Below are 23,485 nucleotides of genomic sequence, written 5' to 3' on the forward strand. Positions count from 1 at the left end.
ATTAAAATTTAATCCAATATACTTTTACGAGCAGCTTCTTTTTTCTCTTTATCCAAGGATATAAACTTTATCTCTACTCTATTATTTTGAACTCTACCCTCTTGTGTTGAGTTTAGGGCTATGGGCTCATAAGATGCTCTTCCTGATGCTATTAGCTTTTTTGCCTCAACACCATCTTTTAATAATTCATCAACAACACTCATTGCACGAGCTGTTGACAACTGCCAATTGTTTTTATAAATAGAATTAAGATCCGGCTCTAAATCATCAGTATGACCAACAACATTTATATCAATATATGGTGGCAACTTTGTTGCTATCATAGAAATGCGTTTTATAAACAATTTTGCATCGTCACTTTGTATCTCAGCCTTACCATGCTCAAACAATAAACTAGCAGGTAATCGAATAATAAAACCGTCCTCGCTATCTTTCATAACAACCTCAGGAGAGCCAGTAGCATTCAAAAGCTCATTTATAGCCTTTACAGCTTGAGAAAAGCTATTTTCTGATTGTGATTGAATCTTTTCTTTTTTGATTTTAGATTGAAGCTCTATCTCTTGTTCTTTTTGAGTTTCCGGCCTTGCACCGCCTTCTAAGACACTCATAGCTCCTGCTAAAGAACCAACAGCCATTTCAAGCTTTTTTGCATCCATAGTACTCATTGATAATAACAATACAAAAAAGCATAGCAAAAGTGACATCAAATCACCAAATGCAGCAAGCCATTCAGGCATACATTTTGGGCATTCGCTTGGATCTATTTTTTTTGCCATATCTTACTCAAATTGTGATTTTCTATCTTTTGGAGGTAAATAAGACAACAACTTACTTTCAAGTGTTCTTGGATTATCTCCAGCCTGAATTGACATAATACCTTCTAATATAACTTCTTTTTCTAGCATTTCATCATTATTTCTAATAGATAATATATTTGCAACCGGACCACCTATAATATTTCCAATCATAGCACCATAAAGTGTAGTAAGCAACGCAACCGCCATTGAAGGACCAATAGCACTAGGATCTGACATGTTTAAAAGCATAGCAACCAAACCTATAAGTGTTCCTATCATACCCATAGCACCAGAAAAACCACCAACTTGTTCAAAAATTTTAATATTTGAACCATGCCTTGAACTTGTTTGATCCATGTCTATTTCAAGCAAAGATCTTACAGCATCTGGCTCATTGCCATCAACAGCCATGGATAGACCTTTTTTTTAAAAATTCATTAACTTCATTATTTACATCATTTTCAAGAGCAAGTATTCCATCTCTTCTAGCTTTTGTAGAATAATCAACTATTTTTTTTATAGTTTCAGCTAAATTTACTTGACCTGGCTTGACAGCAACACCATAAAATGTAAAAATCTTTTTTAATTGTTCCATTTTAAAACCAACAAGCAAACAACCAGTGGTTCCACCAAAAACAATCATAACTGATGGTACATCAACATATGGTCCTATACCAACACCTATAGCCATGGAGCCAAAAAGTAAAACTACTATCAAAACCCAACCGACAACGGTTCCTAAATCCATATCAACTCTCTTTAAAATTCAGATAAAAACAATATTTTATTAGCTTTTAGTTAAAAATAGCATAAATTCAAATATTTATTTGTCTTTTTTTGATACAATCAAGGACTAAGTTTTGAAAAAATACATTATTTTAAGGTTTTATAAAGTGAAAGAAACTTCTATAATTATACTAGCGGCTGGTCTTGGAACAAGAATGAAATCAAAAACCCCAAAAGTTATGTTTGAAATTTGTGGAGTAAGCATGATATCTCACATACTAAACAAGGCTTACAAAATAACAGATGATGTATGCGTTGTGTTGCATCACCAAAAAGATATGATACAAGAACATATCCTAAAAAACTATCCGAATACAAAAATCCATATACAAGATTTTGAAAATTTTCCAGGAACCGCAGGTGCGTTAATAGGAGCTATTTCAAAAACAAAAAAAACAATAATTTTATGTGGAGATATGCCACTAATAACACAAAATGAACTTGAAAATCTAGCAAAAAGCGATCTTGACCTAACAATAAGTAGCTTTAATACCGAAAATCCTTTCGGATATGGAAGAATTATAAGCGAAAATAATCAAGTTTTATCCATAGTAGAAGAAAAAGATGCAAGTGAAAATGAAAAAAAAATAAAAAGTGTAAATGCTGGATGTTATGCATTTAAAACAGATGCTTTAGAGAAAATTCTACCACTTATAAAAAACAATAATGCACAAAATGAATACTATCTAACAGATGCTGTAAAAATAGCAAACAAACTAAGACTGAAATGTGGCATTATGGAGGTAAAAGAACAAAATTTTATGGGTATAAATGACAAATTTCAACTTAGCATAGCAGAAAAAATAATGCAAGATGAAATAAAAAAAGATTTGATGAAAAACGGCGTATTAATGCGTATGCCAAATACAACATATATAGATTGTAGAGCTAAATTTGAAGGTGAATGTGTCATAGAAGAAAATGTAAGCATAATAGGAGAATGCTTAATAAAAAATAGCATTGTAAAAAGTTCTAGTGTAATAGAATATAGTGAAATACAAAACTCAAGCGTTGGTCCATTAGCCAGAATAAGACCAAAAAGCAAAATAAAAAACACGCGAATTGGAAATTTTGTTGAAACAAAAAATGCAAATTTAGATGGTGTAAAAGCTGGACATTTAAGCTATCTTGGTGATTGTGAAGCGCAAGAAGGAACAAATATCGGTTGTGGTTTTATAACCTGCAATTATGATGGCAAAAACAAATATCAAACAAAAATAGGCAAAAATGTATTTGTAGGTTCAGATACTCAAGTAATAGCGCCTGTAACAATACAAGATGATGTTATGATAGCTGCAGGAAGCACGATAACAAAAGATATTCCAAGTGGAGCATTAGCCGTTTCTAGAACAAAACAGATAAATAAAGATGGGTTTTTTTATAAATTTTTTAAAGAAGAAAAATGATGTTAAAAGATAAAAAAATTTTACTGGGTGTTTGTGGTAGTGTTTCATTTTATAAAGCATACGAGCTAGTATCAAACCTTAAAAAGCTCGGTGCTGATGTAAAGGTTATGTTAAGTGATGGGGCTTTGAAATTTTGCAATCCTTTATCCTTTGAAGCTATCACAAATCATCCGGTTTTATGCACAGGAAACGAGGATTGGCAAAAAAAAATAAGCCATATAGAGTATGCAAAAGTAGATCTTATTTTGATAGCTCCAGCTTCTGTAAATACTATAAATAGCCTTGCTAGTGGGGTTTGTTCAAGTATATTTATGCAAACTCTAATCGCTTCAAATGCACCTATGATAATAGCACCTGCGGCAAACAATAAAATGTTAGAGCATTTTTCTACGGTAAAAAATTTAGATTTTTTGAAAAAAAATGGCGTAAAAGTAGTTGAACCTGTAACAAAAATGTTAGCTTGTAAAGACATAGGAAAAGGTGGTTTGGCAGACATATCAAACATACTATATGAAGTAAAAAAAGCTTTTTTTAATCAAATTTTTAAAGGAAAAAAAGTAATAATAACAGGCGGTGCAACAACTGAAAAAATAGATGATGTAAGAGCCATCACAAATCATTCTAGTGGAAAAATGTCAAAAGCCTTATCTGATGCTTTTTTCTTTTTAGGCGCAGATGTTATGCTTATCTCAAGCGTAAAGTATGAAAATTTACCATATAAATCTTGTGAGTTTAAAAACACAGATGAATTATTATCTTTATGTAAAGCAGAATGCAAAGACTCTGATTTATTAGTCATGTGCGTGGCTGTTAGTGATTATATATGCAAACAAAATTATGATTTTAAGCTTAAAAAAAGTGAATTAGGAAAAGAGTGGAGCTTAGAGTTAAAACAAAATATTGATGTTTTATCAAGTCTAAAAGACTTCAAATGCAAAAAAATAGGCTTTAAATTAGAATACGATAAAAATAGTGCTTATAATAATGCAAAAAATATGCTAATAGACAAAAACCTAGATGCTGTTTGTCTAAATATAATAGAAAAAGAAAATAGTTTTGGAAGTGAAAAAAATAAGATAAACTTTATAACAAAAGAAAAAGACACACTTTTAGAAATTGACACCAAAGAAAACATAGCTATAAAAATAGCAAATTTGGCAAGTGAGTTATGATTTCAAGTATTCAAAAAATACAAAAAATAACAAATAATAAAATAAGCACAATATCGCTAAATACATCATTGCCAGTAAGCTTGTTTGTAAGTGAGAAAATATCTTTTAATAGATATATTTTGAAATTTAGAAATAAAGATTTGGTAACAAAAAGCGCAAAAAGGCTTAAAGTTGGAGCTAAATACTGGGGAGAGATAAAAAGCACAAGTGATAACATAGTCATAAATAATCTTTATGAAAAACCTGATTTCTTGGATTGTGGTTTAGAAAATGGTATTTTTTTGATTGAAAGATTTGTTAGTGAAGAAAACACCAAGTGGTTTCACAAAGAAATAATAAAAAATCTCTCATCAAATATAAGCAAAGATGAGTTTGAAATTTATACAAATATGCTACTAGCTTTAAATCAAAAAATAGTTCATATACCATTTATATACAATGATAATTTCAATCTTTTTCAATTCAAAAAAGATAAAAATAAATCACATATTTATTTGGTGTTTTCAAATTTTGCACCTTTACTTTTTGAGTTTGTTGATGGAATTTTAGATACAATTAAAACCCCATTTCAAAAAGTATCTAGCGTCTTAAAAGAAAATTTTTCATGCAAAATAGAAATTTGCGATATAGATGCGATATGGAAAAAAAATAGAAATTTAATTGATTTTAAGGGATAAGATGAATGAATTAAACCATTTAGCCATTATTATGGATGGCAATGGAAGATGGGCAAAAAAACGCGGTTTTTTAAGGACAAAAGGGCATGAAAGCGGTGCTTTAGTGGTTGAAAAAATTTGTGATTTTTGCATATTAAATAAGATAAAAATCTTAACTCTTTATGCATTTAGTACAGAAAATTGGAAAAGACCAAAAAATGAGATTGATTTTTTACTAGATTTGTTAAAAAAATTTTTAATTTCAAGAAGAGAAAACTTTATAAAAAACGGTATCTTTTTTAATACAGTAGGAGATATAGAAATCTTCAATGATGATTTAAAATTAGAGATAAAAAAATTAAAAAATCTAACAAAAGATAATAAAAAATTAAAATTTAATCTTGCTATAAACTATGGTGCAAAAGATGAAATAATAAGAGCAACAAAAAGCTTAATATCTCAAAAAAAAGAGATAAACGAAGAAAACTTAAACGAGTTTCTTGATGAAAAAGAGCAAATAGACCTACTTATAAGAACCGGCGGTGAACAAAGACTTTCAAATTTTATGCTCTGGCAGGCAAGCTATGCAGAACTTGCCTTTACAGATACGCTTTGGCCCGATTTTGAAAAAGAAGAACTACAAAATATAGTTGACAATTTTAAACTAAAAAATAGGCGTTTTGGTGCAATTTAATATATATATAATCAATAAAATGGCAAATTTACGCACTAAAATATTATATAACTAGGATAATTATGGATAGCCTTAATATAACTTTGTCTATTTTTTTATTTATTTTTGGAATTTGTTTTGGATCTTTTTCAAATGTTTTAATATATCGTTTGCCAAAATTTCAAAGTGTAAGTTTTCCAAGCTCACATTGCACAATATGCAATACACCATTAAAATGGTATCACAATATACCTATTTTTTCTTGGATTTTTCTAAAAGGAAAATGTAGCTTTTGTAAAACAAAAATAAGCATAGTATATCCAATAGCAGAAATAGCTGGTGGTTTTTTTATGCTTATTGGGTTTTATAAAGAAGTTGGCATTTATGTTTTTGATGTAAAAGAGCTTATTTTGGCATTTATCGTTGGTTTGTCTTTTATAAATTTACTTGCACTATCAGTTATTGATATAAGATACAAAGCTGTTCCTGATCAACTTTTATATACGGGATTAGTCCTTGCATTTGCATACGCGGTGCTAAAAAACATAACTCAAAATGATAATTTTTACGATAATTTATTATGTTCTTTTGTGTTTGCATTTGCATTTTGGTTGCTTAGATTTTTAGTTAGTTTTTTTCTAAAAAAAGAGGCTATGGGAAGTGCTGATATTTTTATAGCTGCTGTTATAGGAGCAATGCTTGGATATAAGCTTGGATTGGCAGCTGTTTATCTATCAGCTGTATTGACTTTACCGGTTTATGCGATAGTAAGGAAAAAAAATTACGAATTAGCATTTGTTCCATTTTTAAGTTTAGCATTATTGCTGGTTTATTATTTTGATGATTTTTTTCTAGCTATAATAAAGATGATTTATGTCTAATATAAACAAATATCTTTTAAATAATTTTATAAGCACATTTGCGTCTTTATTTAGTACACTATTTTTAATAATGTCAATTGTCTTTTTTATACAAATAGCAAGAATCACGTCATATATAGAAATAACATTTTTTGAACTAGCAAAATTATATCTATTTTTGCTTCCTAGAATATTGTTATTTGTAATTCCTATATCTTTTTTTGTAGCTATAGCTATGACACTTTTTAGACTATCAAAGGAAAACGAGAGTATCGTTATATTTACACTTGGATACTCTCCGGCAAAGATAAGTAAATTTTTTATATGGCTATCTGGTATTTTTACAATTTTTTTATTAGTTATTGCTATCTTCTTTATACCAAAAGCAGCAGAATTAAACTCTAACTTTATAGACTACAAAAAAACAGTTGCCAAACTAAACCTAAAAGGTGGGAAATTTGGACAAAAATTTTCAGATTGGATGGTGTATATAAACGATGAAGCAAAAGACAAAAATGGAACAATCTATAAAGATATAATAATGTATAATCCTCAAAAAGATGCAAACCGCCTTATAATAGCAAAAACAGCTACAATATCAAATCTAAACTCAATGATTCAGCTTGTTTTGGAAGATGGTAAAATTTATGATATAAAAGATAACATTTATCATCAAAGTAGTTTTAGTTCAATGAAAATAAGAACAGACCAAGACAACAAAATAAGTAAAGTTGGAAATTTCATTCACTACTGGCTACAAGCAAAAACAGATAAAAAAAGAAATAAAGATCTAAACACATATATCTTAATATCACTTTTTCCGTTAGCTTCTGTTTTATTTGCGATAAGTTTTGGAATAGTAACTTACAGATACGATAAAGGTAGCGTTTATACTGGAACTTTTGGTGTTTTGTTTGCATACTTTGCGATAATTATGCTTTTAAGCTCTTATTCGCAAATAATAATACCTATAGTATTTTTTCTATTTATGATGTGCGGTTTTGCATTTTATAAATACAAAATAGTATTGAAATATTGATATGAAAATTCAGCTCATACTAAGCTATGATGGCTCTAAATTTCAAGGTTCACAAACACAACCTCATAAAAATTCTGTTGAAGATGTTTTAAAACAAGCATTGTCACATGTAGGTATTTTTTCAAAGATAGTTTCTAGCTCTAGAACAGATAAAGGAGTTCATGCAAACAATCAAAGCGTATGTGTAGAGTGTGGGGAGCATTTCAATGATTTTAATAGATTAAAACAACTAATAAATCGCCATTCACACCCCTTTATACACATAAAATCAATAAAAAAAGTAGATGATAGTTTTCAGGCTAGATATGATGCAAAAGCAAGAAAATATAGATACATCATAAGCCATGATGAATTTGATGTTTTTAGAAGTAATTATTGTCTATTTTTACCAAAAATAGACATAAAAAAGGCAAATGAATTACTAAAATTATTTATAGGTGAACATGATTTTAGTTTATTTATGAAGGTAGGAAGTGACACAAAAAGCCCTATAAGAACAGTGTATAAAGCTTTTTGTTATAGTCATAAAAACAAAACTATTATAGTTTTTAAGGCGAATGGTTTTTTAAGAGCGCAAGTAAGACTTATGGTATCTGCTGTATTAAAAGGCTTAAAATATGATAATGGAAAAAATCTCATACAAGATCAATTACAAAATAAAAAAATTTTTACAAGAATGCCGGTATCTCCGAACGGTCTTTATCTAAATAAAGTTTTTTACTAACTTAATTTATCATAAAACTTAAAAAAATTAAATAATACTTTTTAAGTTAAAACTTATTTTAACATTTTATTAGATATACTTAATTAAATATTATACAATCAAAAGGGCTATATAATGGGCATTTTTTCAAAATTTATACACTCATATAAAGATGGAAACTTAATAATTCAAATAATAATAGGTATGGTTTGCGGAGCTATGCTCGGTTTTATAGCATTCAAATCTGATTCACAAAGCATAAAACAAATAGTTATGAGTATTTCTATACTCGGAGATCTATTTGTAGGTGGCTTAAAAGCAGTAGCGCCAATACTTGTTTTTGTTTTAATTGTATCTGCAATATCCACAAGAAACATAGATAGCGAATCAAAAGGTTTTAAAAGTGTAATTTTTTACTACGTTGTGGGAACTTTAGGTGCAGCGCTTATAGCTGTCGGAGCTAGCTTTTTGTTTCCAGTATCATTAACTCTTGATGGAGTTGATGCCGTAAGCAAAGCCGCTCCAAAAGAGATATCCGATGTTTTAAAAACACTTCTTTTAAAAATAGTAGATAACCCAGTAAATGCGGTAGCTAGTGCCAACTATATAGGAATTTTAGCTTGGGCTATAGGATTTGGGGTAGTCTTAAGACATTCATCAGGCGAAACAAAAACAATGATAATAAATGTTTCTGATGCTGTTACAAAAATAGTTAGATTTATCATAAGACTTGCTCCATTTGGAATTTTTGGTATAGTTGCTTTTAGTGTATATGATAGCGGCGGAAGCTCTTTGTTGGAATATGCAAAATTATTGATTTTACTAGTTGGTGTAATGCTTACAGTTGCATTGGTTGTCAATCCTCTAATAGTATTTTTATCACTAAGAAAAAATCCATATCCTTTAGTTTTTACTTGCTTGAAAGAGAGTGGAATAACAGCATTTTTTACTAGAAGTTCTGCAGCAAATATACCTATAAATCTAAATTTATGTAAAAAATTAAATATAAAAGAAGAAATTTACTCTGTTTCTATACCGCTTGGTGCAAGTATGAATATGGCTGGAGCAGCTATTACTATAAGTGTTTTAGCATTAGCAGCTGTAAATAGTGTTGATAGCATTAATGTAAGTTTTGCAAATGCATTTATGCTAAGCGTTCTTTCATCGGTATCAGCTTGTGGTGCATCAGGAGTTCCAGGTGGCTCACTTATGCTTATACCTCTTGCTTGCTCACTATTTAATATACCAAACGATGTTGCTATGCAAGTTGTGGCGATAGGCGTAGCGATAGGCGTTATACAAGATTCAGTTGAAACAGCACTAAATAGCTCATCTGATGTATTATTTACAGCAGTAGCTTCTATGAAGGATGAAAAATGATTTGGGACTTAACAGCATTATTTAAAGATCAAAAAGAGCTTGAAAGTTATCTTTCAAATTTACAAAAAGATGTTAAAAATTTTAGCGAGACATATAAGGGCAAGATTGCAAATTTAGACGAAAAAGACTTTATAAAAGCAATGAATGAGTATCAAAGACTTGTTAGTTCTATTTCTAAAATAATGACTTATGCATTTTTGATTTTTGCAAAAGACACAAAACAAGGTGCTTTTTACTCAAAATACGAAGAAGAATGCAACAAGATACAAGAGTATATTTTATTTTTTGAATTAGAGTTCAATACTTTAGAAAACAAAATTCAAGATAAATTTATAGCTTCTTGTAGTGATTTTTCTTACTATCTTTCAAATCTCAAACAGCACAAAAAGCACCAGCTTAGCTTAGAACAAGAACAAGTATTGTTAAGAACTTCAAACACCGGAGCTCAAGCATTTGCAAGGCTTTTTGATGAAACTATGAGTACTATAAAATTTAAGTTTAAAGAAGAATTACTAAGCGAAGAAGAAGTTCTTAGTAAACTTCATAGCCAAGATAGAGAAGAAAGAAGACTAGCTGCTATAAGTTTAAGTGATGAGCTTACAAAACATCAACATCTTTTGGGTTATATTTACAATATGATAAAAACAGATTTATCTACAAGTTGTGAATTAAGAAATTTTGAAAATCCAGAAGACCCAAGACATCTAGATAATCAAATAAGCAAAAAAAGCGTAGATGCACTTATAAAAGCTTGCGAGAACAACTTTGAACTCTCTTATAAATTTTACAATAAAAAAAGAGAAATCTTAGGCTACGAAAAACTTTATGATTATGATAGATATGCACCGTTATCTCAAAACAAAACAAAATATGAGTATAACACAGCAAAGGATATAGTCTTAAAAGCATTTGGAAACTTTAGCTTGGAGTTTCAAAAAATAGCACAAGAAGCATTTGATAATGGCTGGATAGATGTATATCCAAGCGATGCAAAAAGAGGTGGTGCATTTTCTCATTCCGGCTCAAGTGATGCACATCCTTATGTTTTACTAAACTATACAGATGAAAGCAGAGATCTTTTTACATTAGCTCATGAACTAGGACATGCAATACACCAAAAACTAAGCTATAGTGTTGGATTTTTAAACTCAGATACTCCACTTACTACAGCAGAGACAGCATCTGTTTTTTGTGAGATGTTAGTATTTGATTATATCATCAAAGATATAGATAAAAAAGAAAAACAGGCACTTTTAGCAAGAAAAATAGAAGATATTTTTGCAACATTTTTTAGACAAATAAACTTTACAACATTTGAAAGAAGAGTTCACTCACACAAAGGTGAAATATCACTTGATACACTAAATAATATATGGTATGAAGAAAGCACAAAAATGTTCAAAGATAGCATTGTGCTAAATGATTATTATAAAATATGGTGGAGTTATATACCACATTTTATACATTCGCCATTTTATTGCTATGCTTATTCTTATGCACAACTTTTAGTTTTAACTTTATTTGGACTTTACAAAAGCAACAAATGTGAAAATTTTGTTGAAATTTATACTAAATTTTTAAGCAGTGGTGGAAGCAAGAGTCCAAAAGAACTCGTAAATATGTTTGGTTTTGACATAGATGATGAAGATTTTTGGCTTATAGGGCTTAAACAAATTTCAAATATGGTTGATGAGTTTTTGGAGTTATAAAATGCTAGAAAAAGTTTCAAATGATGAAAATTTTGGATTATTGATGAAAAGACATATTTACGAATGTTTAGATTATCTTTTGCAAAACGGCATTGATTTTTATATTTTTTCTGATATATCACTGATAAGCTTTGCACCTGAGCTACCAGAAGAGATAAAAAAGACATTCAAAGCACCTATTGTTATGTTTGTTCTGTCAGGATATACATTTCAAAGTGCTATACTATCAAAAGAAGAGATTAGTTTCGAGGCTGGATTTGGAAAAGATAATTTTGCATCCGTTGTAAAAGTCCCTCTTAACGCTATAGTTCAAATTGGAATTGAAAATCAAGGAATTTTAACAAACATTTCAAATCCAAAAAAACCAATTTCGAAGACAGATAATACTCAAAAATCTCTCTCTATATTTAAATCAAATCCAAACAATAAACATATTATAAAAAAATAAAATATATTCAATAATTCAAAAAAAAATAAATTTGAATTATTGAATTTTTAATAAAATATTTAAAATTTTAAATCAATATTGTATTTTTATTTATATTTTTAACCAGTATTTAAATTAATATCTATTATCATATATCTTATTTTAAAGAATGAATATCATAATTACAATAAGGATAAATATGAACAAGCTTAGGTTTTCTATGGTTGCTCTATTAGTTCTTGGTTTTGGTGTAAATTTGCATGCTGCAGATATATCATCAAATCAAGTTGAACTAGACAGTGTAACAGTTACTGGTGAATCAGAAAATGATCCTACTCAAAAGAAAGTAGGAGAAAGAGTAAAAAGTGCCAAAACACTTACAAAAGAACAAGTCCAAGATACAAGAGATCTAGTAAAATATGAAACCGGAGTAAGTGTAGTAGAAACAGGTAGATTTGGTGCTAGTGGATACTCTATAAGAGGTGTTGATGAAAACAGGGTTGCTATAACCATAGATGGCCTTCATCAAGCAGAAACATTAAGCTCTCAAGGATTTAAAGAACTCTTTGAGGGATATGGTAACTTTAACAATACAAGAAATGGTGTAGAGGTAGAAACACTTAAACAAGTAAGAATAACTAAAGGAGCTGACTCTATAAAAACAGGTTCAGGGGCTCTTGGTGGTTCTGTTATGTTTGAAACAAAAGATGCAAGAGATTATCTACTAGATAAAGACTATTTTTATGGATTTAAAACAGGATACTCTACTGCTAACTCACAAAAATATAACTCTCACACATTAGCTGCAAAACACAAGTGGTTTGATATATTGTTTATTCGCACGGATAGAAAAGGACATGAAACTAAAAACTATGGATACGATGAGTATGATGATAGTGTAGTTGCAGCAGAAAGAGAAAAAGCTGATCCATATACCATCAAAAAAGAGAGCAATCTTTTAAAATTTGGCTTTAGCCCAACTGATACTACAAGAGTTACCGCTGGGCTTGATTATTATAAAGATAACCCAAAAGGTCATGATTATTCTTATAATCTTAGTTTAAGTCAATTTTCTGATACAGTTGAAGAAGAAAAAAGATACACAAATGATTTATCTACTAGAAAAAATTATTTTGTAACTTTTGAAAATTTTAATGAAACACCTTTTTGGGATAGTGCGAAGCTTACATTATCACATCAAAAGACAAAAACAAGAGCAAAAACAGAAGAGAGATGTTTTGGCGATAACTGCAGAGATATAAACAACCAAGCTGGTTTGCATTTGGATGAAAACAATAACTACTTAGATAAAGATAATAAATTACTTAAACTTGTAAAAGAAAAAGACCCTGCAAGTCCTTTAGGACCAGAGTATATATATTTAAAAAGTGATGATGGAACTAAATACAAAGAAGGAGATAAATTTAGAACTTCAGGCAAAGATGCTATAGCTACAACATTTGCTTTTGATTGTAATTTTTTTAATTGCGAAAAACCTGTAAATTTAATTTTTGAAGATAAACCTATAAGTATAGATTTATCTTCTAAAAACGAAACAATATTTGATCGTAGTTATGAAGGTTGGGATAAAAAACAAAGAAAAGATATTTATCATGTAACTGTTGAAACTATAAATAAAAACAACAAAATATATAAAAAAATAAATTCGATACGCGAATATACAAGTTGGGATGGAACTGAGAAAAAAGATCAGGACAACTCATTTTATATACCCTTACCATACTCAGCTGGATTTTCAAAAAATGATTGGAAACAAAGAGATTTAGATAATGAAACCAAGCAAGTAAATTTGGATTTTGAAAAAAGCATAGACACTGAAAACATAGATCATTTTTTAAGCTATGGTGGTTTGTATGGTATAAACAAAAAAAGCATGACAAATATAGAAGGAAGCAATGGTTCAAATGTCAAATGGTGGGCTAACTCCTATAAAGAAGATTGTAAATCAGGCGGAAACACTCTTCAATGTCCTATTTTTTCAGGAGAAGAATCTTTTTTAGTCCCAACAACCAAAACACAAAAGGCATTTTATATAGCAGATGATATAAAAATAAATGATTTTATAGTATTAAAAGGAGGATTTAGAAAAGACTTTATAAAATATAGAGTAGATTATGAAGAAGGCAAGAGTCCAAAAATACCAGATGGATTTTTAGGAGCATTAGCAAAACATGACATAGAAAAACCAAGATACACAGATCCTAAATATATTGGAACCGATCCTAAGAAGAGTGGAGAAAATCATCCACAATATTTAGCTGATCGTAAAAAGTTTATAGAAAGTGCCAGGATAGACAAAAAATATAAAGGAAATATTTTTAATCAAACTTCTCATTTTATAAGTTTAGATTTAGATCCGATTGATTTTCTAAGAGTTCAAGGAAAATACTCAAAAGGTTTTAGAGCTCCAACTCCTGATGAATTGTATTTCAACTTTAGATTTCCAGGATTTATAATTGTTCCAAATACAAAATTAAAACCAGAGATCTCAAAAACAAAAGAAGTGGCACTCACGCTTTATAATAATTTAAGCTTTATAACAGTTAGTGGTTTTGAGACAAAATACAAAGACTTTTTGGATTTTAGATACGTTGGTGCAGCAAAAACAAACAAACATGTTGACAACGGCATTGCATTATCAACTGATTTAGTCGGATACCAAAATGTAAATAGAGCAGTTGCAAAAGTAACAGGTATAGAAATAGACTCTAAGATAAACCTAAAAGATATAAAAGCTGATTTGCCTGGATTTTATTTTGGTGTTAAATATACAAGACAAAAAGGTAAGATTTTAGTAACAGAAGATGGTAAGGATGTGTTTAGACCAATGAATGCTATTCAGCCAAATAAATTTGTCTATAACATAGGTTATACTGCACCTAATGATAAATTTGGAGCAGATATTTTTATAACACACGCCAATGCAAAAAAACCAGGAGATACTTACAATATGTTTTGGCTTAGCGAGAAAAGAGAAGACATTATAGTAAACAATAAAAAAGTACAAGACTCATCAGCCCACTGGTTAAGCAACAAATACACAACTATAGATCTTATAAGCTATGTAAGACCTAGAAAAAATATAACATTTAGACTTGGTGCTTATAATCTAACTGATAAAAAATACATCAATTGGGAAAGTGCAAGATCCATAAGATCATTTGGAACAACAAATAGAGTAAGAAAATCAGACAGCCTTGGTCTAAATAGATTTAATGCCCCTGGAAGAAATTTCAAACTTGATTTTGAAATAACATTTTAATCAAAAAGCCGGGCATCTTAGTATGCTCGGCTACATCTAAGTACAAATCCTATAACCAACACCTGATATGTTTTCTATCAAGTTTTGATCTGTTTTAAGTCTTATTTTTTTAACAACCATTCTTAAAGCTTCATTGCTCATAGCTTTATCATTCCAAACAAAATCCTCAATAACATCATAGCCAACTGTCTTATTAGCATTGCTTGCAAGTAGATAAAATAGCTTTGATTCTATCTTTGTCATCACAACTTCTTCTTTGTTTTTAAGCAAAATTTTATCAATCAAATCATACTCATAGCTATCTTTTATAAGTATTTTATTTTCATACATTCCTTTTGTGGCCATCAAAATAGTTGTCTGAAGTTCTTCTATCTTAAAAGGTTTTCTTAGGTAGTTATACGCTCCAAGCTCTATACTAGCCAACATATTTTCACTTGTATCGTATGATGTTATAATGATTGATTTTAGATGTGGTGCTCTTTTTTTGATCTCTTCAAGCATTTCAAGACCATTTAGATTTGGTAGGTTTATATCAGTTATCACTATATCAAAATCTCCACTAAAATACTCATTAAAACCTCCAAGACCATCATCTACACTTACAATCTTTTTGCAATAAAACTGCAAAGATTGGGTTATAGCTATCCTTGTGTTTTCATCATCTTCAACAAGCAATACAGAGATGTTTTTGAGTTTTGAAAGTATATTTACATCTATCATTTTATACCTTTTTTGCTATTTTTAGTAAAAATATGGTTGGTCGCTTGGATTGTGCTAAAATCAAATCACCATTGCATTTTTTATATGCTATAAGTTTTGATATATAAAGACCAAGCCCACTACTGTTTTTAGTGCTTAAAAATGGCTTGAAAATTTTATCCTTATAATCATCAGCTATACCACCTGCATTATCTATAACTCTTATTAAAAAGTGCGTTTCATTGCTTCTTACAGAGATTACTATTTTTGCATTTTTTCTTATTTGATTAGACAAAAATGCTTGTTTTGAGTTTTGTATCAAACAAGCAATTATTTGCTTAAATTCATTCAAATAGTTTTCGCATTCTAAATCAATCTTATTTGATACATTTACTTTTATATCTATTTTTGAATGCTGTGAAAAAAGTATAAAAATAGTATCCAAGATGGCTTGTTTTACATTAAAAATTTGCTTTTTATCCTGAAATTTGTAAAAGTTTTTAAAAGTATTCATAGTATCATTCATATAGTCTATATTTTTCAAAGACCTAGAAATATTATCATAAAAAATATCATCGGTTAAAGCACCTAGCTTTTTAAACTGCACTAAATTTCCAAGAAAAATACCAAGTGAGTTTAAAGGCTGTATCCATTGGTGAGATATAGAAGCTATCATCTGACCAAGTTCTGCCATTTTTGTTTGCGAAAAGAGTAAGACCTCATACTCTCTTTTTGTTTTTTCAAGCAATTCTTCTTGCTTTTTTATCTTTTTGTTATAAAAAAATGCAAGTGTAAAAAACAGAAATATACTGATCGTATAAATAACCAAATTCATTAAAAATTGTTTATTTATCCTAGCATATATATTGTTTTTAAAAGTTTGTGCGACTAGTATAAGATGAGAATTTGATAGTGTTTTAAAAGTTAAAATTTCATCATCTGTTTCATAGTTTGATGTTTGTTTTATACTTGGGTTTTTTATGTCAAAGTTTGCTTTTTGTAGCTGAAATTTATCATTTGGGTGAAATAAAATATTGAAGTTTTCATCCATCAAAAAGACATATCCACTATTTTCTAACCTCAAATCCAAAATTTCATTTTTTACATCATTAAAAGACAAAATTCCACATAAAACACCTTTTATCTTTGTCTCATTTTTTACATTTTGACATATTGAAATAACAGGTATATTTAGACCTACATCTACATATGGTTTTGTTATATAAAACTTATCTTCTTTTATTGTATTTTTATACCAAGGGCGATTGGTTGGTATATAGTTTTTTGGTTTATTAAAAATTTTACTTGATATAGTTATGTTGTTTTCATAACCAACATAAACACTTGAAAAACCGGCTATCTCTTCACTTTTTTGTAAAACATCTTTGATGGTTTTTTCATCTTTTATGGGGTCATAGTTTAATATTATAGTATTTATAGCAAAAAGGCTTAATTTTTTATCATCTATCCAGCTCTCTATTCTATCGCTTGAGTTTTTTAGTATATTTAGTTGTTCGTTTATCAATATCTCTTTGACAAACGAACGATTTAGATAGTAATTGACTATCATTAAAGAGAGAAAAATGATAGAAAAAAATATAAAAACACGATTTTTGTAGATATTTTCTATCATCAACTCCCTTTATTTATCACCAAGCTCCAACCGGTGGATGTTTTAACTCATAAAGAGTTTTTCCAAGCTCTTTATGTCCCACATTTTTATGACAAGTAACACAATCCAATTTCTCTTTTGGATCATTTTTAAACTTAACATAAAGATTATGCATATCTTTTATGTTTTGATTTGTTGAATTTATATCTAAAATAGTTTTATGACAGCTTAAACAACCGGTATCAAAAACAAATTTAGATCTATTTTTTCTATTTTCTTGCCATTTTGCATCTTTTGCATCATTAAATGCCATATGCGTAACTTCATTAAAGCCATTTAATGCTTTTTGGAAGATGTATTTTACATGATTATCGTGTGGCAAATGGCACTCTACACACTTTGCTTTAAAGCCATTTTTATTTGCACCGCCGTGCGAACTATGAGCATAAGTATCCACAAAAGGATCCATCCACTCATGACAAACAACACAAAAAGTATCTTCTTGCGTAGAATGAACAAGTGCATTCCCACCAAAAAACACCACAAAGGCAAACACCAAAGCAAAACAAATTTTTAAAAGTATATTTTTCATAATGTCTCCTTATGGCACCAATAGTTTTTTCATACTGTCTTGTGAATGACACATAACACAGTAGTTTTTAGATGGTTTGTGTGTTTGATGACAAAGATTGCAATCCATATTTGGATAGTGTGGACTTGCATGAATATTATCATCATAACCAAGATGGCCGGTTTGTTCAGCTAACTTTTTATAACTCTTATGACAACTTAAACAATCATTTGTTGTCAAGTTTTTATACTCTTTTGGATTTTGCTCTTTATGACAGCTTTTACAATCAAAATGTAATTTATCATGGGCCTTAAATGGATAATTTTCTTTACTAAATTTATCTACTTCTGCCGCAAATAAACTAACACCACAAGCAATCAAAAGGATTAAAAATATATTTGATATTTTTCTCATTTCTTATCCTTTCTTTGCCAAATTTGCAGCATTTTTACCTGCAATTCTTCCAAATACCAAACAATCAGGTATAGCACAACTTCCAAGCCTACTAGCACCGTGAGGTCCGCCCACAGCTTCACCAGCTGCAAAAAGTCCTTCTATCGGTTTATCATCGTTGTCATACACCCTAGCCTCAGTATCTATTTTAACACCGCCCATTGTGTGATGAACTTTTGGTAATGCTCTCCATGCATAAAATGGTGGCTTTGTAAGATCAGGTATTACATCTTTAAATTTAAAAAATGGCTTTCCAAACTCTTCATCTTTGCCATTTCTAGCATATTTTGTGTAGTTATCCACACTTTGTTTTAACCCTTCATAAGGAATATTATAAAAATCAGCAAGTTCTTTTAATGTATCAAAAACCTTAATAACATTTTTATGAATGCCTCTATAAACATTGGCTTTTGTTGTTCCTTGCGCGCCTACACTATCACAAATTACCACAGGATGAGTTATGCTTCCATCAGGGTTTTTATGCATTTTTAAAATAGCATCTGAACGAATTTTTCTATCCGCCAACTCGTTTACAAATCTTTTTCCAGTCCTTGCATCAACCATAATTCCATAAGAAAAAGCAGGTATTGCAAACACCGGAGCTATACCAAAACCTTTTTCATCAGGGCTTCCCCAAGGACCGAGTTGAATCCATTTTAAATCAACTGTCTTAACGTTGTTTCTCATCATTGTTTTTAGAGCATATGCGGTTGCACCATAGTGGTTTGTACAATCAAGCTCAGGTGTTATAGCAGGGTCTATCTCTTGTCTAAATTTAACATCATAAGAAAAACCGCCAGTAGCCATAACAATACCACCTTTTATCTTATAAAATTTAACTGTTCCGCTTTTGTTATCAGCTTCATCTTTGGTAGTATCAAAGTCAAAATCATAATTTTCTCTAACTTTTGCACCTATGATTTTACCTGATTCATCTCTTACAAAATCATCTAAAATAACTCTAGTTCTTATTGTTGCGCCATTTTTCATAGCAAACTCTTGAAGAGGTATTGTTATTTTACCACCTGAGTTTATTTCAGGCCAAATTGTTCTAGGAACGCTATGTCCGCCAAATTGGCCTAAAGCATTTCTATAATAAACCCCCTTTTGCAAAGTCCACTCATAAGCACTGTTACCATTTTTTGCAATAACTTCAACCAAATCCATTCTATTTAGTCCAAGTCCGGCTTTTAAAATATCTTTTACGTAAAGCTCATAAGAGTCTTTTATACCTCTATCTTTTTGAAAGCTTGAGTTTACGACAGCAATAGCTCCACCATTTATAGCTGAGTTGCCGCCAAGAACAGGCATCTTGTCTATCATTAGTGTTTTTGCACCCTCTTCTATAGCCTGACAGGTTGCAGCAGATCCAGCAAAACCGGATCCTACAACCAACACATCCCACTCTTCATCCCATTTTATGCTATTTTCATTAGCAAAAAGTGATGTTTGAGTCATTGATGCTGCACCAAAGAGCATCATACCATTTAAAAAATCTCTTCTACTAGCCATTTTTATCTCTTTTTTATTTATATTCTTTTAAAAATTTAGCTGAGTTTCTAAAATCATCAGTTAAAGGTCTATCTATATCCATGAATTTAACAACTTTTCTATATTCGTTATATAACTTTTCTGTCTGTTTAGATAGTTTTAAATTTGGATTTTTTTGTTTTCTAAGATCAATTGCTTGAGCTGCATGCATAAGCTCCATGCCTAAAATATGATAGTAATTATTTATCTGTTTTTGAAGTTTTTGAACAACAAAAGGTGCATTAGTAGCAACATCTTCTATCTCTCCAGCAACAGGTGTATAATCAAGTGAAATAGGATTTGCTAGATATTCATTCTCTCCGGCTAAAGCTACAAAAGGTTTTTGCATTGCACCAAAGGCATGAACTGTTTTATCTGTACCTAAAAATCTAGTAAGATGGGTAAAACCATCATTTGAAAGTTTGATAGTTCTTAAAGCACTTGCTTTTGAATTATGAGCCAATACAATAGAGGCTTTTTCAAACTCAACTACCCATATAATTGGTTCAAAATTTGATGTTGGAACAACAGCACCATTCTTAGTAAATAACTTAGTCTCTTGGAATTTATCAGTTTCTGGATTCATTGAAAGAGAAATTCCAGGATTATCATCTGATGTATTTAATTGAATCTTCATCAAATTTTCAAGTGTATTTATAGTGCCTTTAAGAGTTGCAAAAAAGTATGAAGCATCTCTATAGCTTAGTGGATCTTGTAAAGCTCTTTCATTATCTTGATCCCACAAATAGCTATCTTTTAAAATTTCTCTTATCTCTTTTGTTGTAGATATAAAGTCAGGAAAAGCTCTAAGTTCTGAAGCTTCTTTTGTAAAAGGAGCAACATTACCATTAAACGCTTCCAAACTCAAAGCAAATACAAGTTTAGAAAGTTCCAATGTATGTTTTAAATCCTCAACCGCTATTGAAGCAAGTGCAGCAGAGTAAGCATTTGAACTTAATATACTAAGGCTATCTTTTCCAAAAGGTGATAATTTTTTCAAACCAGCTTTTTTTAAAGCCTCACTAGCTGGCATTTTTTTACCCTTATAATAAACATCTCCTTCGCCAAGCATAGCAAGCCCAACATGACCTAAAATAGTAATATCTGCTTCCCCCATAGAACCTTTGCTAGGCATTACTGGAATTATGTCTTTGTTTAAAAATTCCTTATATAAATTTACAACATCACTCTGAACTCCAGCGCCAGCATAAAGCATATTGTTAAGTCTTGTAGCAAGAACAGCGCGAGCTGTTTTCAACGGCATATCTTCACCAACACCACCACAGTGTGCATGAATTAGTCCTATGTTAAATTTAGTAGAAGCACCTATAACTTCTTTGTCTAAATTTCCTTTTGCATCAACAAATTTTTTGTCTTTATTTAGACCAACACCTACGGTTAATCCATAAATTTTCTGACCATCTTTTGCAGCCTCTAATAAAACATCGTGTGCTTTATTTACTTTAGTTAAAGCATCTTTGCCAATCTCAACTTTTGCACCATTTGATATCAAAACTATATCTTTTGGCGTTACACTATTGCCATTAAGCAATATACTTTGAGCGTTTAAACCAAGTGCTAAAACAGCAGCTAAAGATAAAAACTTAAAACTTCTCATATACCCCTCCTAAATAGATTATAAATATAATTTTAAATAAAAATAATTTCCAAAAAGTAATTTTTGTGATATATTATAAATTAATTATATAATTTTTTAATTAAAAAAAATAATTTTAGAATTTAAGATTAAAGAAATATGCAGTAAATTATACTTATTTATATATTTTTTAAACAATTTATAAAATAATTATTTAAGAGTAAAAAATTATGTTTTAAGTGTGTGGTATAACAAGAAATATTATTAAATGTAAATTTTAGCTTGTCATACAAAAAGCATAACAAGCTAATAAAAATTATATTAAGGTTTTAAATAGCTCAACGCTATCTAATTGTTCCCAAGGATATTTTGAGTTACCTACTTGACCAAAAGCAGCAACTTTTGCATACAAAAATGTATCATCACTTGGCTTATCTAAACCAAATTTATTTATTATCCATTTTGGAGTAAGAGAGAAATTATCCATAACAAAATTTGAAAGTTTGTCATCATCAACAGATGCTACATTTGTCCCCATAGTATCAACACTAACAGATGTTGGCTTTGCGACACCTATCGCATAGCTTAACTGAACTATACATTTTTTTGCAAGTCCGGCAGCTACTATATTTTTTGCTATATATCTTGCAGCATAAAGACCACTTCTATCAACCTTAGTATAGTCCTTAGAGCTTTGCGCTCCACCGCCTATTGGAGCATATCCACCAAAGCTATCAACTATAAGTTTTCTACCAGTTAAACCACTATCGTGCAATGAGCTATGATTTACATATCTACCTGTAGGATTTATATATATAATAGTCTTTTGTTTATCATAAAGATTGGTAGGCAGACCAGAATCATCTATCAAAGTCTGAATAAGCTCTCTTAACTCATTTATATCCATGCTTTCAACACAAGGAGCTGAAACAACTATTGTATGTATACTTTGTGGCTTACAATTTTCAAAATTATCTTTAGTGCCATAATCAATACTAACCTGAGTTTTGATATCAACACCTAATTTATCAGGGTTTTCTTTTGCAAATTTATATACTTTATCGCAAAGCATTCTTGCATAAGTTATTGCAGCCGGCATATACTCATCGGCTTCACAACTTGCAAAACCAAACATAATACCCTGATCTCCGGCTCCTATCTCACCATCTTTTTGATCAACACCTTGGTTTATATCAGAACTTTGTTGATTTATATAAACACTTACATTAATATCATCAGGATGTAAACACTGTTCTTTTGTAAAATAAGGTAATCCCTTATAGCCTATATTAAAAAGAGCATCTTTTACGATATTTTCATAATCTTTTTGCTCTAATTTTAACTTTGAGTTTATCTCTCCACCTATAACTATATTTTTTCCTGCTACAAAAACTTCACTAGCTACACGACCATTAGAATCAGCCATTAAAATTTTATCAACTATACTATCTGCTATTATATCTGCGCATTTATCTGGATGTCCTGGGCTAACAACCTCTGAAGTAAAAAGATACATAAAAACACCTTTTGTTATTTAAAAATTTCGACATGACATTATAGGGGTTTTAAATTTAATTTTTGGTTAATTTTCCTTAAAATAAATTTATTTTTAACTCTAATAAAAAATATTTTTTATATAAATAACAATAAGTTTTGAAACTTTAATAAAAAATCTAGCATTTTTTGTATAAAATAATAACCAATTTATAAGTATAAGGATTTAATGTGCTTTTCACCAAAGCTAGCGAATATGCCCTGCTCTCTTTGATATTTTTATCACAAAAAACACAACCGATAGATGTTGATACAATGTCAAATGAATTGCAAATTTCAAAGAGTTTTTTGGCAAAAATTTTACAAAGCCTTGCAAAAGATAAAATTTTAAATTCATTCAAAGGTGCAAACGGAGGATTTTCTTTAAATATAAATCCATCTGAACTTACAATAAAAAAAATAATAGAATGTGTAGAAAAACGCCCTACGACAGTTTTTGAATGTTCAAATTCCATAGATGACTGCCCTAGTAATCAAGCAACAAGCTGTCAAATATGGACAACACTAAATTCTCTACAAATAAAAATAGACAATATGCTTGATAATATAACCTTGCAAGATATAACAACAAAGTAAGT

At 29.9% G+C, this 23,485-nt stretch carries 20 protein-coding genes and 1 pseudogene; 12 read left to right on the plus strand and 9 right to left on the minus strand.

Annotation, left to right across the window (positions count from 1 at the left end; translation table 11 throughout):
- Positions 1 to 8: 8 nt before the first annotated feature.
- Together CPIN18021_RS05145 and CPIN18021_RS05150 are read right to left on the minus strand one after the other, a co-directional pair.
- Positions 9 to 776: a flagellar motor protein MotB gene (locus CPIN18021_RS05145; protein ID WP_078423449.1), complete on the minus strand. Its 768-nt coding sequence runs from the start codon at positions 774 to 776 to the stop codon at positions 9 to 11.
- Positions 777 to 779: 3 nt separating this feature from the next.
- Positions 780 to 1,545: pseudogene (locus CPIN18021_RS05150) on the minus strand (motility protein A).
- A 145-nt stretch (positions 1,546 to 1,690) separates the two neighbouring features.
- Between CPIN18021_RS05150 and glmU the strand changes: the two are divergent.
- From glmU to CPIN18021_RS05205, 11 genes are all read left to right on the plus strand, one after another.
- Complete coding sequence (gene glmU / locus CPIN18021_RS05155; RefSeq protein WP_078424571.1) at positions 1,691 to 2,989, plus strand: bifunctional UDP-N-acetylglucosamine diphosphorylase/glucosamine-1-phosphate N-acetyltransferase GlmU; 1,299 nt, start codon at positions 1,691 to 1,693, stop codon at positions 2,987 to 2,989.
- The gene (coaBC, locus tag CPIN18021_RS05160; RefSeq protein WP_078424879.1) at positions 2,989 to 4,161 is read left to right on the plus strand and encodes a bifunctional phosphopantothenoylcysteine decarboxylase/phosphopantothenate--cysteine ligase CoaBC; all 1,173 of its coding nucleotides are present in this window, start codon (positions 2,989 to 2,991) and stop codon (positions 4,159 to 4,161) included. The genes glmU and coaBC overlap by 1 nt, the downstream gene beginning before the upstream one ends.
- Positions 4,158 to 4,838 (plus strand): hypothetical protein, encoded by a 681-nt coding sequence (locus tag CPIN18021_RS05165; RefSeq protein WP_078423452.1) that lies wholly within the window; start codon positions 4,158 to 4,160, stop codon positions 4,836 to 4,838. The genes coaBC and CPIN18021_RS05165 overlap by 4 nt, the downstream gene beginning before the upstream one ends.
- A 1-nt stretch (position 4,839) precedes the next feature.
- A complete protein-coding gene (gene uppS, locus CPIN18021_RS05170; protein WP_078424572.1) occupies positions 4,840 to 5,511 on the plus strand; it encodes a polyprenyl diphosphate synthase in 672 nt (223 codons plus the stop codon).
- Between the two features lie 62 nt (positions 5,512 to 5,573).
- Complete coding sequence (locus CPIN18021_RS05175) at positions 5,574 to 6,371, plus strand: prepilin peptidase (RefSeq protein WP_078424573.1); 798 nt, start codon at positions 5,574 to 5,576, stop codon at positions 6,369 to 6,371.
- Positions 6,364 to 7,389, plus strand: coding sequence for an LptF/LptG family permease (locus CPIN18021_RS05180; RefSeq protein ID WP_078423455.1), 1,026 nt, complete (start codon positions 6,364 to 6,366; stop codon positions 7,387 to 7,389). The genes CPIN18021_RS05175 and CPIN18021_RS05180 overlap by 8 nt, the downstream gene beginning before the upstream one ends.
- A gap of 1 nt (position 7,390) precedes the next feature.
- Positions 7,391 to 8,113, plus strand: coding sequence for a tRNA pseudouridine(38-40) synthase TruA (gene truA / locus CPIN18021_RS05185; RefSeq protein ID WP_078423456.1), 723 nt, complete (start codon positions 7,391 to 7,393; stop codon positions 8,111 to 8,113).
- Between the two features lie 114 nt (positions 8,114 to 8,227).
- Positions 8,228 to 9,472, plus strand: a complete 1,245-nt coding sequence (gene sstT, locus CPIN18021_RS05190; protein WP_078423457.1) for a serine/threonine transporter SstT — start codon at positions 8,228 to 8,230, stop codon at positions 9,470 to 9,472.
- On the plus strand, positions 9,469 to 11,181 hold the full coding sequence (locus tag CPIN18021_RS05195; RefSeq protein ID WP_078424574.1) for a M3 family oligoendopeptidase: 1,713 nt from the start codon (positions 9,469 to 9,471) through the stop codon (positions 11,179 to 11,181). The genes sstT and CPIN18021_RS05195 overlap by 4 nt, the downstream gene beginning before the upstream one ends.
- 1 nt (position 11,182) lies before the next feature.
- Positions 11,183 to 11,629, plus strand: coding sequence for a hypothetical protein (locus tag CPIN18021_RS05200; protein ID WP_078423459.1), 447 nt, complete (start codon positions 11,183 to 11,185; stop codon positions 11,627 to 11,629).
- A 178-nt stretch (positions 11,630 to 11,807) separates the two neighbouring features.
- Complete coding sequence (locus CPIN18021_RS05205; protein ID WP_162273640.1) at positions 11,808 to 14,891, plus strand: TonB-dependent receptor domain-containing protein; 3,084 nt, start codon at positions 11,808 to 11,810, stop codon at positions 14,889 to 14,891.
- 36 nt (positions 14,892 to 14,927) lie between these two features.
- Here CPIN18021_RS05205 and CPIN18021_RS05210 read toward each other — a convergent pair whose 3' ends face one another.
- The 7 genes from CPIN18021_RS05210 to metK form a co-directional block, all read right to left on the minus strand.
- Positions 14,928 to 15,611 (minus strand): response regulator transcription factor, encoded by a 684-nt coding sequence (locus CPIN18021_RS05210; RefSeq protein WP_078423461.1) that lies wholly within the window; start codon positions 15,609 to 15,611, stop codon positions 14,928 to 14,930.
- A 1-nt stretch (position 15,612) separates the two neighbouring features.
- Positions 15,613 to 17,223, minus strand: coding sequence for a sensor histidine kinase (locus CPIN18021_RS05215; RefSeq protein WP_078423462.1), 1,611 nt, complete (start codon positions 17,221 to 17,223; stop codon positions 15,613 to 15,615).
- Between the two features lie 16 nt (positions 17,224 to 17,239).
- Positions 17,240 to 17,794: a cytochrome c3 family protein gene (locus CPIN18021_RS05220; RefSeq protein ID WP_069636615.1), complete on the minus strand. Its 555-nt coding sequence runs from the start codon at positions 17,792 to 17,794 to the stop codon at positions 17,240 to 17,242.
- 9 nt (positions 17,795 to 17,803) lie between these two features.
- Positions 17,804 to 18,187 (minus strand): cytochrome c3 family protein, encoded by a 384-nt coding sequence (locus tag CPIN18021_RS05225; protein WP_078424576.1) that lies wholly within the window; start codon positions 18,185 to 18,187, stop codon positions 17,804 to 17,806.
- A gap of 3 nt (positions 18,188 to 18,190) precedes the next feature.
- On the minus strand, positions 18,191 to 19,738 hold the full coding sequence (locus tag CPIN18021_RS05230; protein WP_078397951.1) for a flavocytochrome c: 1,548 nt from the start codon (positions 19,736 to 19,738) through the stop codon (positions 18,191 to 18,193).
- 13 nt (positions 19,739 to 19,751) lie between these two features.
- Positions 19,752 to 21,374 (minus strand): HAL/PAL/TAL family ammonia-lyase, encoded by a 1,623-nt coding sequence (locus CPIN18021_RS05235; protein ID WP_078424577.1) that lies wholly within the window; start codon positions 21,372 to 21,374, stop codon positions 19,752 to 19,754.
- 295 nt (positions 21,375 to 21,669) lie between these two features.
- The gene (gene metK / locus CPIN18021_RS05240) at positions 21,670 to 22,869 is read right to left on the minus strand and encodes a methionine adenosyltransferase (protein WP_078424578.1); all 1,200 of its coding nucleotides are present in this window, start codon (positions 22,867 to 22,869) and stop codon (positions 21,670 to 21,672) included.
- 209 nt (positions 22,870 to 23,078) lie between these two features.
- On the opposite strand from metK, the gene CPIN18021_RS05245 reads away from it, so the two are divergent.
- Positions 23,079 to 23,483: an RrF2 family transcriptional regulator gene (locus tag CPIN18021_RS05245; protein WP_069631968.1), complete on the plus strand. Its 405-nt coding sequence runs from the start codon at positions 23,079 to 23,081 to the stop codon at positions 23,481 to 23,483.
- The last annotated feature ends 2 nt before the right edge of the window (positions 23,484 to 23,485 follow it).

Source organism: Campylobacter pinnipediorum subsp. caledonicus, assembly GCF_002022005.1.
GTDB lineage: Bacteria > Campylobacterota > Campylobacteria > Campylobacterales > Campylobacteraceae > Campylobacter_A > Campylobacter_A caledonicus.

Excerpts from the sequence above, each read along its gene's own strand:
- CPIN18021_RS05145 (WP_078423449.1), bottom strand. The coding sequence starts at position 776 with ATGGCAAAAAAAATAGATCCAAGCGAATGCCCAAAATGTATGCCTGAA.
- coaBC (WP_078424879.1), top strand. The coding sequence starts at position 2,989 with ATGTTAAAAGATAAAAAAATTTTACTGGGTGTTTGTGGTAGTGTTTCA.
- CPIN18021_RS05165 (WP_078423452.1), top strand. The coding sequence starts at position 4,158 with ATGATTTCAAGTATTCAAAAAATACAAAAAATAACAAATAATAAAATA.
- uppS (WP_078424572.1), top strand. The coding sequence starts at position 4,840 with ATGAATGAATTAAACCATTTAGCCATTATTATGGATGGCAATGGAAGA.
- CPIN18021_RS05175 (WP_078424573.1), top strand. The coding sequence starts at position 5,574 with ATGGATAGCCTTAATATAACTTTGTCTATTTTTTTATTTATTTTTGGA.
- CPIN18021_RS05180 (WP_078423455.1), top strand. The coding sequence starts at position 6,364 with ATGTCTAATATAAACAAATATCTTTTAAATAATTTTATAAGCACATTT.
- truA (WP_078423456.1), top strand. The coding sequence starts at position 7,391 with ATGAAAATTCAGCTCATACTAAGCTATGATGGCTCTAAATTTCAAGGT.
- sstT (WP_078423457.1), top strand. The coding sequence starts at position 8,228 with ATGGGCATTTTTTCAAAATTTATACACTCATATAAAGATGGAAACTTA.
- CPIN18021_RS05195 (WP_078424574.1), top strand. The coding sequence starts at position 9,469 with ATGATTTGGGACTTAACAGCATTATTTAAAGATCAAAAAGAGCTTGAA.
- CPIN18021_RS05200 (WP_078423459.1), top strand. The coding sequence starts at position 11,183 with ATGCTAGAAAAAGTTTCAAATGATGAAAATTTTGGATTATTGATGAAA.
- CPIN18021_RS05205 (WP_162273640.1), top strand. The coding sequence starts at position 11,808 with ATGAACAAGCTTAGGTTTTCTATGGTTGCTCTATTAGTTCTTGGTTTT.
- CPIN18021_RS05210 (WP_078423461.1), bottom strand. The coding sequence starts at position 15,611 with ATGATAGATGTAAATATACTTTCAAAACTCAAAAACATCTCTGTATTG.
- CPIN18021_RS05215 (WP_078423462.1), bottom strand. The coding sequence starts at position 17,223 with ATGATAGAAAATATCTACAAAAATCGTGTTTTTATATTTTTTTCTATC.
- CPIN18021_RS05220 (WP_069636615.1), bottom strand. The coding sequence starts at position 17,794 with ATGAAAAATATACTTTTAAAAATTTGTTTTGCTTTGGTGTTTGCCTTT.
- CPIN18021_RS05225 (WP_078424576.1), bottom strand. The coding sequence starts at position 18,187 with ATGAGAAAAATATCAAATATATTTTTAATCCTTTTGATTGCTTGTGGT.
- CPIN18021_RS05230 (WP_078397951.1), bottom strand. The coding sequence starts at position 19,738 with ATGGCTAGTAGAAGAGATTTTTTAAATGGTATGATGCTCTTTGGTGCA.
- CPIN18021_RS05235 (WP_078424577.1), bottom strand. The coding sequence starts at position 21,374 with ATGAGAAGTTTTAAGTTTTTATCTTTAGCTGCTGTTTTAGCACTTGGT.
- metK (WP_078424578.1), bottom strand. The coding sequence starts at position 22,869 with ATGTATCTTTTTACTTCAGAGGTTGTTAGCCCAGGACATCCAGATAAA.